The 9,926-nt window shown below is 52.4% G+C and carries 10 protein-coding genes; 9 read left to right on the top strand and 1 reads right to left on the bottom strand.

The features are described from left to right. The coding region (metE, locus tag FDW94_RS08165) for a 5-methyltetrahydropteroyltriglutamate--homocysteine S-methyltransferase (RefSeq protein WP_137377436.1) at positions 1 to 1,618 on the top strand (1,618 nt) is incomplete at its 5' end. Between the two features lie 96 nt (positions 1,619 to 1,714). On the opposite strand, the gene FDW94_RS08160 is transcribed toward metE, so the two are convergent. After that, complete coding sequence (locus FDW94_RS08160; protein WP_003828924.1) at positions 1,715 to 2,521, bottom strand: dienelactone hydrolase family protein; 807 nt, start codon at positions 2,519 to 2,521, stop codon at positions 1,715 to 1,717. A gap of 265 nt (positions 2,522 to 2,786) precedes the next feature. Here FDW94_RS08160 and udp point away from each other — a divergent pair, with 265 nt between their 5' ends. The 8 genes from udp (at position 2,787) to tatC (ending at position 9,904) form a co-directional block, all read left to right on the top strand. After that, a complete protein-coding gene (udp, locus tag FDW94_RS08155) occupies positions 2,787 to 3,548 on the top strand; it encodes a uridine phosphorylase (protein ID WP_003828923.1) in 762 nt (253 codons plus the stop codon). A gap of 140 nt (positions 3,549 to 3,688) precedes the next feature. Then, complete coding sequence (gene rmuC, locus FDW94_RS08150; RefSeq protein WP_137377435.1) at positions 3,689 to 5,119, top strand: DNA recombination protein RmuC; 1,431 nt, start codon at positions 3,689 to 3,691, stop codon at positions 5,117 to 5,119. Between the two features lie 94 nt (positions 5,120 to 5,213). Further along, the gene (gene ubiE / locus FDW94_RS08145) at positions 5,214 to 5,969 is read left to right on the top strand and encodes a bifunctional demethylmenaquinone methyltransferase/2-methoxy-6-polyprenyl-1,4-benzoquinol methylase UbiE (protein ID WP_003017897.1); all 756 of its coding nucleotides are present in this window, start codon (positions 5,214 to 5,216) and stop codon (positions 5,967 to 5,969) included. A 13-nt stretch (positions 5,970 to 5,982) separates the two neighbouring features. Further along, positions 5,983 to 6,588, top strand: coding sequence for a ubiquinone biosynthesis protein UbiJ (gene ubiJ, locus FDW94_RS08140; protein WP_003828918.1), 606 nt, complete (start codon positions 5,983 to 5,985; stop codon positions 6,586 to 6,588). Further along, entirely contained in the window at positions 6,585 to 8,225 is a 1,641-nt protein-coding gene (gene ubiB, locus FDW94_RS08135; RefSeq protein ID WP_137377434.1) for a ubiquinone biosynthesis regulatory protein kinase UbiB, read from the top strand. Before ubiJ ends, ubiB begins: the two co-directional genes overlap by 4 nt. A 78-nt stretch (positions 8,226 to 8,303) precedes the next feature. Beyond that, entirely contained in the window at positions 8,304 to 8,558 is a 255-nt protein-coding gene (gene tatA / locus FDW94_RS08130; protein ID WP_137377433.1) for a Sec-independent protein translocase subunit TatA, read from the top strand. Between the two features lie 3 nt (positions 8,559 to 8,561). Continuing rightward, a complete protein-coding gene (gene tatB / locus FDW94_RS08125; RefSeq protein ID WP_008787098.1) occupies positions 8,562 to 9,110 on the top strand; it encodes a Sec-independent protein translocase protein TatB in 549 nt (182 codons plus the stop codon). 2 nt (positions 9,111 to 9,112) lie between these two features. After that, positions 9,113 to 9,904 carry a Sec-independent protein translocase subunit TatC gene (gene tatC / locus FDW94_RS08120; RefSeq protein ID WP_003828911.1) on the top strand — a complete coding sequence of 264 codons (792 nt, stop codon included), beginning with the start codon at positions 9,113 to 9,115 and terminating at the stop codon, positions 9,902 to 9,904. The last annotated feature ends 22 nt before the right edge of the window (positions 9,905 to 9,926 follow it).

Below are 9,926 nucleotides of genomic sequence, written 5' to 3'. Positions count from 1 at the left end.
GGAGCTGCCGCAAGCGTGGCTGGACGCCTTCAAACCTGCTTATGACGCGCTGACGGGTCAGGTGAAGTTGCTACTGACCACCTACTTCGAAGGCGTAACGCCAAACCTGGATACCATTACCGCCCTACCGGTACAGGGGCTGCACGTTGACTTCGTGCACGGCAAAGATGATGCAGCCGAGCTGCACACGCGTCTGCCAGCCGACTGGCTGCTGTCAGCGGGGCTGGTGAACGGCCGCAACGTCTGGCGTGCCGATCTCAGCGAAAAATACGCACAAATCAAAGATATCGTCGGGAAACGTAACCTGTGGGTGGCTTCTTCCTGCTCCCTGCTGCACAGCCCAATCGATCTCAGTGTTGAAATCCGCCTTGATGCAGAAGTGAAGAGCTGGTTTGCCTTCGCCCTGCAAAAATGCGGCGAGCTGGCGCTGCTGCGCGATGCATTGAATAGCGGAGATACGGCGGCAATTGTCGAGTGGAGTGCACCGATTCAGGCTCGTCGTCACTCTACCCGCGTACACAACGCCGCAGTGGAAAAACGTCTGGCGGCAATCACCGCCCAGGACAGCCAGCGCGCTAACGCTTACCCGGTTCGTGCCGAGGCGCAACGTGCCCGCTTTAATCTGCCGGCATGGCCGACTACGACTATCGGTTCATTCCCGCAAACCACAGAAATTCGCGGCCTGCGCCTGGATTTCAAAAAGGGCAACCTGGATGCTGGTAACTATCGCACCGGAATTGCGGAACATATTAAACAGGCGATTGTTGAACAGGAACGTCTGGGTCTCGACGTGCTGGTACACGGTGAAGCCGAGCGTAATGACATGGTTGAATACTTTGGCGAGCATCTGGACGGTTTCGTCTTTACCCAGAACGGTTGGGTGCAGAGCTACGGCTCTCGCTGCGTGAAGCCGCCGGTGGTGATTGGCGACGTCAGCCGCCCGGAAGCGATCACCGTGGAGTGGGCGAAATATGCCCAGTCGCTGACCGACAAACCGGTAAAAGGCATGCTGACCGGTCCGGTGACCATTCTCTGCTGGTCATTCCCGCGTGAAGACGTGACGCGTGAAACCATCGCGAAGCAGATCGCGCTGGCGCTGCGTGATGAAGTGGCGGATCTGGAAGCGGCGGGTATCGGCATCATCCAGATTGATGAACCGGCACTGCGCGAAGGTTTACCACTGCGTCGCAGCGACTGGGCGGCGTATCTGGAGTGGGGAGTGGAGGCCTTCCGCATTAACGCGGCGGTAGCGAAGGATGAAACCCAGATCCACACCCACATGTGTTATTGCGAGTTCAACGACATCATGGACTCCATTGCGGCGCTGGATGCGGACGTGATCACCATTGAAACCTCGCGCTCTGATATGGAGTTGCTGGAATCGTTTGAAGAGTTCGACTATCCGAATGAAATCGGGCCGGGCGTATATGATATTCACTCACCGAACGTTCCGAGCGTGGAGTGGATTGAAGCCCTGTTGAAGAAAGCCGAGCAGCGCATTCCAGCAGAACGTCTGTGGGTGAACCCGGACTGCGGCCTGAAAACCCGCGGCTGGCCGGAAACCCGTGCCGCGCTGGCGAACATGGTCAAAGCGGCGCAGAATCTGCGTCAGGCATAATTCGGTGCCCGGGAAGCGCTGGTGCTTACCCGGGTTACAGGAAATCGCAATAGTTGTAGGCCCGGTCAGGCGTCGCTGCCACCGGGCAATTAACGTTTATTTCTTCCCACCGTATTGCACGAACCACTCCAGCATTCTCTGCCAACCGTCTTTCGCGGACTCTTCGTGATAGCTCGGGCGATAATCGGCGTTGAACGCATGTCCGGCATCGGGATAGACCACGATTTCCGCTTTAGCATTGGCGGCGCGTAGCGCCTGGCGCATTGTTTCAACGGTATCTTGCGGAATGCTGGTGTCCTGGCCGCCATAAAGCCCCAAAACGGGGGCGTTAAGATCGGTTGCGATATCAACGGGATGTTTTGGCGAGTTGAGGGTTTTGTCACCCACCAATTTGCCATACCACGCTACGGCCGCTTTTAACTGCGGATTATGTGCGGCATACAGCCAGGTGATGCGTCCACCCCAGCAAAATCCGGTGATCATCAACTGGTGCGCATCTCCTCCGTTGCGGGAGGCCCAGCTAGCGACGTGGTCCAGATCGGCCAGTACCTGAGAGTCAGGCACTTTGGCGACAAGGCCACTAAGCAGCGTAGGGATATCGGCAAAGTCATTGGGATCGCCTTCGCGAAAATAGAGTTCTGGTGCGATAGCCAGATACCCTTCCAGAGCCAGACGACGGCAAACGTCACGAATGTGCTCATGAATACCAAAAATCTCCTGCACGACAATAACTACGGGCAGCAGGCCATCAGTCTGTTTTGGTCGTGCGTGATACGCTGGCATATCATCGCCTTGTGAAGGTATAGACGTTACACCGGCGATAATTGCATTATCCGGGGTGTGAACCGTGGTAGACGTCGGTGGAGATACAGCAGGTGCAAAGCCAGATTGTCGTGTTGTCATGGTATTCTCCGTACCCTTAAATATTCAGCCAAAAAGCGCATTGTTAACTATAGACACATGCAACGAACCACATTGCCTTAAACGGGCTATCTTTTGTGCAGGGCTTCCTTACATCACATCATTTATGTGATATGCATCACTTTTTGATGGTAATCGAATGCAATTGATTTACATCATAGTGATGACTGTCACGAAAATATGTTTATGCCTTCGGTAAAGTGTGTTTTTGCTTCTTCTGACAAAACCGATTCACAGAGGAGTTTTTATGTCTAAGTCTGATGTTTTTCATCTCGGCCTCACTAAGAACGATTTACAAGGGGCTACGCTTGCTATCGTCCCTGGCGACCCGGAGCGTGTGGAAAAGATCGCCGCGCTGATGGATAAGCCGGTTAAGCTGGCATCTCATCGCGAGTTCACCACCTGGCGTGCTGAGCTGGATGGTAAAGCCGTGATCGTTTGCTCTACCGGTATCGGCGGCCCGTCCACCTCTATTGCCGTAGAAGAACTGGCACAGCTGGGCATTCGTACCTTCCTGCGCATCGGTACGACTGGCGCTATCCAGCCGCATATCAACGTGGGTGATGTACTGGTTACCACTGCATCTGTTCGTCTGGACGGTGCAAGCCTGCACTTCGCACCAATGGAATTCCCGGCCGTTGCGGACTTCGAGTGCACCACCGCGCTGGTGGAAGCGGCGAAATCTATCGGCGCCACCACTCACGTGGGTGTTACCGCGTCTTCTGACACCTTCTACCCGGGCCAGGAGCGTTATGACACCTTCTCTGGTCGCGTCGTGAGCCGTTTCAAAGGCTCAATGGAAGAGTGGCAGTCTATGGGTGTCATGAACTACGAAATGGAATCTGCGACGTTGCTGACCATGTGCGCAAGCCAGGGTCTGCGTGCCGGTATGGTCGCGGGTGTTATCGTGAACCGTACTCAGCAAGAGATCCCTAATGCGGAAACGATGAAACAAACGGAAAGCCACGCGGTGAAAATCGTGGTGGAAGCCGCGCGTCGTTTACTGTAATTCTCCCGTCTATTCAAAAAGGCCGACGCGTTCGGCCTTTTTATTTTGCGTAGTGCCTCGCAGGAAATTCCTTTTAAACTGGACGTTTATACAGCACAATTCTATTTTGTGCGGGTAAGTCGTTGCTGTAAGGGGGCGTTGTGGATATTTCAATTATGATGAGTGCCGTGTTGGCGTTAGCCGCAGGGCTACTGGTAGGGTGGCTGGCGACAAAAGCGCGCGCCGATCAAATCCGTGCTGACCTCATCGAAGAGCGACGTGAACTGGATATTGCCCTAAGCGCCGCTCGCCAGCAGCTCTCGCAGGAAGCTCACTGGCGTGATGAGTGCGAACTACTCAATAACGAATTACGCAGTCTGCACAGTATCAACACCTCTCTGGAAGCCGATCTCCGTGAAGTCACTACCCGGCTGGAAGCAACGCAACAGCATGCGGAAGATAAAATCCGCCAGATGATCAACAGCGAACAGCGTCTGAGTGAACAGTTTGAAAATCTGGCGAATCGTATTTTTGAGCACAGCAACCGCCGTGTTGATGAGCAAAATCGCCAAAGTCTGAGCAGCCTGCTTGCGCCGCTTCGTGAACAACTGGACGGTTTTCGTCGCCAGGTTCAGGATAGCTTTGGTAAAGAGGCGCAAGAACGCCATACCCTGGCACACGAAATTCGTAATCTCCAGCAACTGAATGCGCAGATGGCGCAGGAAGCGGTAAACCTGACACGGGCATTAAAAGGCGATAACAAAACGCAGGGTAATTGGGGAGAGGTCGTACTTACGCGGGTACTCGAAGCCTCTGGTCTGCGTGAGGGTTATGAATATGAAACCCAGGTCAGCATCGAAAACGACGCCCGTTCGCGAATGCAGCCTGATGTCATCGTTCGGCTACCGCAGGGTAAAGATGTGGTGATCGATGCGAAAATGACGCTGGTCGCCTATGAGCGCTATTTTAACGCAGAAGATGAATACACCCGCGAAAGTGCATTGCAGGAGCACATCGCCTCGGTGCGTAACCATATTCGACTGCTGGGGCGCAAAGATTATCAGCAGCTTCCTGGGCTGCGTACGCTTGACTACGTGCTGATGTTTATCCCCGTTGAGCCCGCTTTTTTACTGGCGCTCGACCGACAGCCCGAACTGATTACCGAAGCGCTTAGAAATAACATTATGCTGGTGAGCCCTACCACGCTGTTGGTGGCATTGCGCACGATCGCCAACCTGTGGCGCTACGAGCATCAGAGTCGTAATGCGCAACAAATTGCCGATCGGGCCAGCAAACTTTATGACAAGATGCGGTTGTTTGTGGATGATATGTCGGCAATAGGTCAAAGCCTGGACAAAGCCCAGGACAACTACCGACAGGCGATGAAAAAACTCTCTTCCGGTCGTGGAAACGTCCTGTCGCAGGCAGAAGCTTTTCGTAGTTTAGGCGTGGAAATTAAGCGCGAGATAAATCCTGAGCTGGCTGAACAAGCTACTACACAGGATGAAGAATACCGCTTGCGCTCGGTCCCTGAGACGCAACAAGATGCGTCTTACCCCGAGGATGAAGCGGTAAATCAGCAATCAAACTAGTCCATTTGGGGTAGTTGAACCCGGTAGAAGGGTAGGGCAAATTGGCCCAATCTGTTACACTTCTCGAACATTTTTTGGATGAGCAGGCACTGAGATGGTGGATAATTCACAAGAAACGACGCACTTTGGCTTTCAGACCGTCGCTAAAGAGCAGAAAGCTGACATGGTGGCCCACGTTTTTCATTCTGTGGCGTCTAAATATGACGTTATGAATGACTTAATGTCATTTGGCATTCATCGTTTGTGGAAGCGCTTCACCATTGATTGCAGTGGCGTGCGTCGCGGGCAAACCGTTCTCGATTTAGCAGGCGGTACCGGCGATCTGACGGCGAAATTCTCTCGCATGGTTGGTGAAACCGGCAAAGTTGTGCTGGCGGATATCAATGACTCAATGCTCAAAATGGGTCGCGAAAAGCTGCGTAATATTGGCGTGGTAGGTAACGTTGAGTACGTTCAGGCGAATGCGGAAGCATTACCTTTCCCTGACAACACGTTTGACTGCATCACCATCTCTTTCGGTCTGCGCAACGTAACGGATAAAGACAAAGCATTACGCTCCATGTACCGCGTATTGAAGCCGGGCGGACGTCTACTGGTGCTGGAATTCTCCAAACCCATAATCGAACCGTTGAGCAAAGCCTACGACGCATACTCTTTCCATGTTCTGCCGCGCATAGGTTCAATGGTAGCAAGCGATGCGGACAGCTACCGTTATTTGGCGGAGTCCATCCGTATGCATCCCGATCAGGACACCTTAAAAGCAATGATGCAAGATGCCGGGTTCGAAAGCGTTGATTACTACAACCTGACAGCAGGTGTCGTTGCGCTGCATCGTGGTTACAAGTTCTGACAGGAGAGTGGGGATGCCTTTAAAACCCTTAGTAACCGCAGGCGTTGAAAATCTGCTCAACACCTTTCTGTACCGTTCTCCTGCGCTGAAGTCAGCCCGAACGCGTTTACAGGGTAAGGTGCTGCGTGTTGATCTCAAAGGATTTTCAACACCGTTAGTCCTGGTATTTAGCGAGCGCCAGGTCGATGTGCTGGGGGCATGGGAAGGCGAAGCCGATTGCACCGTAATCACATATGCCAGTGTGTTACCGAAATTGCGTGATCGACAGCAACTCACCACGCTTATCCGCAGCGGTGAGCTGGAAGTCCAGGGCGATATCCAGGTAGTACAGAACTTTGTTGCGCTGGCCGATCTGGCGGAGTTGGATCCTGCAGAACTGTTAGCTCCCTATACCGGCGATATCGTCGCGGAAGGGGTCAGCAAAGTCTTGCGTGGTGGAGCGAAGTTCCTGTGCCATAACTTTCAGCGCCAGCAGCGCTATGTCGCCGAAGCGATCACTGAAGAGTGGCGCATGGCTCCTGGTCCACTAGAGGTTGCATGGTTTGCTGAAGAAACGGCAGCCGTTGAGCGCGCGGTTGAATCTCTGGCCAAACGGCTGGAAAAACTGGAGGCCAAATGACGCCAGGTGAAGTACGGCGCCTTTATTTCATCATTCGCACTTTTTTAAGCTACGGTCTTGATGAACTCATCCCCAAAATGCGAATCACGCTGCCGCTTCGGTTGTGGCGTTACTCGTTGTTCTGGATGCCCAACCGACATAAAGACAAACCGCTGGGAGAAAGGCTGAGACTGGCTTTACAGGAACTCGGCCCGGTGTGGATCAAATTTGGGCAAATGCTCTCTACCCGTCGTGACCTTTTCCCTCCGCACATCGCCGATCAGCTTGCGCTATTGCAGGATCGGGTTGCCCCGTTCGATGGGCTTAGAGCGAAAAAACAAATCGAAGAGGCTATGGGCGGGCTGCCCGTTGAGGAATGGTTTGATGATTTTGAAATCACGCCACTGGCATCTGCGTCTGTTGCTCAGGTCCACACTGCGCGATTGAAATCGAATGGCAAAGAGGTGGTGATCAAAGTTATTCGCCCGGACATACTCCCGGTCATCAAAGCGGATTTAAAACTGATCTACCGCCTGGCTCGTTGGGTTCCTCGTCTGCTGCCAGATGGACGTCGCCTGCGACCAACAGAAGTCGTCCGTGAATATGAAAAAACGTTGATCGATGAACTGAATCTGCTGCGCGAATCGGCGAACGCCATTCAGCTACGACGTAATTTTGAAGATAGTCCGATGCTGTACATCCCGGAAGTGTATTCCGACTATTGCAGTCAGAACATGATGGTGATGGAGCGCATTTACGGTATCCCGGTTTCAGATGTCACCACGCTTGAGAAGAACGGCACCAATATGAAACTGTTGGCCGAGCGTGGTGTTCAGGTCTTCTTTACTCAGGTATTCCGCGACAGCTTTTTCCATGCGGATATGCACCCCGGGAACATTTTTGTCAGTTATGAGCACCCTGAAAACCCGAAATACATTGGTATTGATTGTGGGATTGTGGGCTCTTTAAACAAAGAAGATAAGCGCTACCTGGCTGAAAACTTCATTGCGTTCTTTAACCGCGATTACCGCAAAGTTGCTGAACTGCACGTGGATTCTGGTTGGGTTCCGCCGGATACCAATGTAGAAGAGTTTGAATTTGCCATTCGTACCGTGTGCGAACCGATTTTTGAAAAGCCGCTGGCGGAGATTTCCTTTGGTCACGTGCTGTTGAATCTGTTCAACACTGCGCGCCGCTTCAATATGGAAGTTCAGCCTCAACTGGTATTGCTCCAGAAGACGCTACTGTACGTTGAAGGTGTCGGACGACAACTCTACCCTCAGTTAGATTTGTGGAAAACGGCTAAGCCATTCCTCGAATCCTGGATTAAAGATCAGGTCGGTATTCCGGCGCTCGTTAGGGCATTTAAAGAAAAAGCACCGTTCTGGGTCGAAAAAATGCCAGAAATACCTGAACTGGTGTATGACAGTTTGCGCCAGGGCAAATATTTACAGCACAGTGTTGATAAGATTGCCCGCGAGCTTCACGCGAATCATGTACGCCAGGGACAATCCCGTTATTTATTGGGCATTGGCGCAACATTGTTGCTAAGTGGAACATTCCTGCTGGTAAGCCGCCCTGAGTGGGGGTTTATGCCGGGCTGGTTAATGGCGGGAGGCGTCATAGCCTGGTTGATCGGCTGGCGCAAAATGCGCTGAATTTTTCATCGCCCAAGGCAGGTCGTGTAACGTATACTACGGCCTTATTAATTCATCATCTATGACAGAGGAACATGTATGGGTGGTATCAGTATTTGGCAGTTGTTGATCATTGCCGTCATCGTTGTACTGCTATTTGGCACCAAGAAACTCGGCTCCATCGGTTCCGATCTTGGCGCGTCGATCAAAGGCTTCAAAAAAGCGATGGGTGATGATGAGCCTAAGCAAGATAAAACCAGCCAGGACGCTGATTTTACTGCTAAATCCATCACCGATAAGCAGGGTGAAGTGAAAAGGGAAGACGCCAAAAGCCAAGATAAAGAGCAGGTATAATCCGTGTTTGATATCGGTTTTAGCGAACTGTTATTGGTGTTCGTGATCGGCCTCATTGTTCTGGGGCCGCAACGATTACCTGTAGCGGTAAAAACGGTTGCTGGCTGGGTTCGCGCTTTGCGTTCCCTTGCAACTACTGTTCAGAATGAACTGACCCAGGAGCTTAAGCTTCAGGAGTTTCAGGACAGCCTGAAGAAAGTAGAGAAAGCGAGCCTGACAAATCTGACCCCGGAGCTGAAAGCGTCAATGGATGAGCTGCGTGAAGCGGCGGAATCGATGAAGCGTTCTTACAGCGTGCACGATCCTGAGAAAGCGAGCGATGAAGCGCACACTATCCATAATCCGGTGGTGAAAGAAGGTGAAGCGCAGCGAGAAGGGGTCACCCCTGCCGCCGCTGAAAACCAGGCCAGTTCGCCGGAGCAAAAACCGGAATCCGCGGGTGCTAAAACGCCAGAGCAGACGGAAAACACTTCCGCCACGTTGATGGATGCAGAAAAGAAAGCTGCCGCACCTGTTGTCGAATCCTCCCCCTCGTCGAGTGATAAACCGTAAACATGGCTGTAGAAGATACCCAACCGCTCATTACGCATCTTATCGAGCTGCGTAAGCGACTCCTGAACTGCATTATTGCGGTTATCGTGATCTTTCTGGCGTTGGTTTACTTTGCCAACGACATTTACCATATGGTTGCGGCACCGCTGATTAAACAGATGCCGCAGGGTGCAACGATGATCGCCACCGATGTGGCCTCACCGTTCTTTACCCCTATAAAGTTAACCTTCATGGTGTCGCTGATCCTGTCAGCGCCAGTGATCCTCTACCAGGTATGGGCATTTATTGCGCCTGCTTTGTACAAACATGAACGTCGCCTGGTTGTGCCGCTGCTGGTCTCCAGCTCGTTGTTGTTCTACATCGGCATGGCATTCGCCTATTTTGTCGTCTTCCCGTTGGCGTTTGGTTTTCTGGCTAACACGGCTCCGCAAGGCGTGCAGGTATCGACGGACATTGCCAGCTATCTCAGCTTCGTAATGGCGCTATTTATGGCTTTCGGTGTCTCTTTTGAGGTCCCTGTCGCCATTGTGCTGCTATGCTGGATGGGCATTACGACACCTGAAGATTTACGTAAGAAACGACCTTACGTTGTGGTGGGAGCATTCGTCGTCGGGATGTTACTGACTCCGCCAGATGTCTTCTCGCAAACGTTGTTGGCGATACCGATGTACTGCCTGTTTGAAGTGGGCGTTTTCTTCTCTCGTTTCTATGTCGGTAAGCGACGTACGCGAGATGAGGACAACGAGGCTGAAGAAGCAAAAGAAGCCGAAGCCACCGAGAAAACAGAAGAGTAAATTCAACCGCCCGTCAGGGCGG

The sequence above is a fragment of the Citrobacter sp. wls757 genome, from assembly GCF_005280935.1.
Classification (GTDB): Bacteria; Pseudomonadota; Gammaproteobacteria; order Enterobacterales; family Enterobacteriaceae; genus Citrobacter; species Citrobacter portucalensis.
Note: the sequence above shows the minus strand (reverse complement) of the source record. Positions and strands in the feature narration are given on the sequence as shown.